The organism is Rhizobium sp. 57MFTsu3.2, from assembly GCF_012932765.1.
GTDB classification, from domain to species: domain Bacteria; phylum Pseudomonadota; class Alphaproteobacteria; order Rhizobiales; family Rhizobiaceae; genus Rhizobium; species Rhizobium altiplani.
Genome location: NZ_JDWI01000077.1, coordinates 1 through 1,869 on the forward strand (window position 1 = coordinate 1; position 1,869 = coordinate 1,869).

A 1,869-nucleotide genomic window follows, 5' to 3' on the forward strand; every position below is an offset into this window, starting at 1 on the left:
CTGCGCCATGAAAGTCCCAGCGAGTATCGAGCGGTAAAAGAACAATTGCTAGTGAGAAAGCTAAAGCCGAAGGGGTATGTTATCACCCGCCCCCGCTCCGCCCTTTCAACCCGGCCCAGCCGGTCGGATCGGGGGCTGATCTCCCTGCCCTGTAGTAGCCTTTAAGCCCTTGTTGCATTTACATTAGAAGTCACAAGCTATTTAGTAATGCGACAGTTGGGCCAGTTAGAGATGCGACAGTCTCGCCTTTCGACGCACTGGTCAAATCCAACGTTGGGAGCAAGGATGACGATCTTCAGCCTGGTCGAGACCATGAACGGTCGGAGTCGTGATGTCTTGTTTGATCACCATGTCGCAGAAAGAGTTGCATCGTCTTGAACTTATCCAGAAGATCCGTGACCAACGCCTAAGCGTTGTCCAGGCTGCCGAACGGCTCGACCTCAGTCGAAGTCAGGTCCATCGGCTGCTGCGGGCCTATGACCGGGATGGTCCGGCCGGCCTTGTTTCAAAGAAGCGATCACGACCAAGCAACCGGCGCCATAGCGAAGAGTTTCGCAATGCGGTGCTGGATCTGATCCGCGAGCGCTATCTGGATTTCGGTCCGACGCTGGCACGCGAGAAGCTGCTCGAGTTGCACCAGATCTCGGTCGCCAAGGAGACGCTGCGGCAATGGATGACCGAGGCTGGTATCTGGATTTCGCGTCGTGAACGCAAGAAACGGGTTTTCCAGCCACGTGGTCGGCGCGACTGCTTTGGCGAACTGGTGCAGATCGACGGATCGCATCACTGGTGGTTCGAGAACCGCGGCCCCAAATGCGCCCTGCTCGTCTATATCGATGACGCCACCGGCAAGCTATTGCACCTGCGTTTCGCCGGATCGGAGAATACGTTCGACTATCTGCATGCGACAAAGGATTATCTGCAGCAGTGGGGCAAGCCGTTGGCTTTCTACAGCGACAAACATGGTGTCTTTCGATCGACGCATCCGTCGAAGAAGGACAGGACAAGCGGTCTGACGCAGTTCGGCCGGGCGCTTTATGAGCTCAACATCGATATCATCTGCGCCAACACCCCTCAGGCCAAGGGTCGGGTGGAACGTGCCAACCAGACATTGCAGGATCGGCTTGTGAAGGAATTACGGCTTCGCGGCATTGATACGATCGAAGCTGCCAATTCCTATGCGGCTGAGTTCATTGCGGATTTCAACACTCGCTTTGGCAAGCAACCACGCAATCCAAAGGACATGCACCGACCGCTGGCCAACCACGAGAACCTCGATGCTGCCATGTGCCGGAAGGAAGTCCGCACGCTGTCGCAATCTCTGACGCTACGCTACGACAAGGTGTTGTTCATTCTCGATCCGACCGAGATTTCCAGGCCACTGGCTGGCCAGAAAGTGATCGTCTGCGACTACCCGGACGGACGGCTCGAGATCATGCACGAGAGCTTTTCCCTGCCCTACAGGACCTTCGATACGTTGCGCTCGGTGCATCGTGCGGAGGTCGTCGACAACAAGCGGCTGGACGACATGCTGTCGATCGTCGCCGAGTTGCAAGCCGGCCGAGAACAGCAACGCAGCAAGAGTGGTCCCCGACGCACCGGGCAGAAGGATCATATGTTTGGCATTCGGGACGGTAGCACCGCCAACGGCTATCAGAAGCGGGGACGCAAGCCGAGGACAGATTACATGAACGATCCGGCGGTGATTGCACGGCGAGAGAAAGCGTTATTAGGCAGCCAGCAGCAGAATAGAGATCGTCAATGGACGCCGATATCGCTTTGCGTATCCGATTCCAGCTGCAGGCATGCGGACCAAAGCGGTGTCTTGTGGAAGGATCCGTCCTGGAAGAGTGTGAGGCCCTCTCTTGC

The 1,869-nt window shown here is 56.8% G+C and carries 1 pseudogene; it reads left to right on the forward strand.

Annotated features, from left to right (window positions below):
- The first annotated feature begins 331 nt into the window (after positions 1-331).
- Positions 332-1,752: pseudogene (locus tag AF71_RS31265) on the forward strand (ISNCY family transposase).
- Positions 1,753-1,869: the final 117 nt, after the last annotated feature.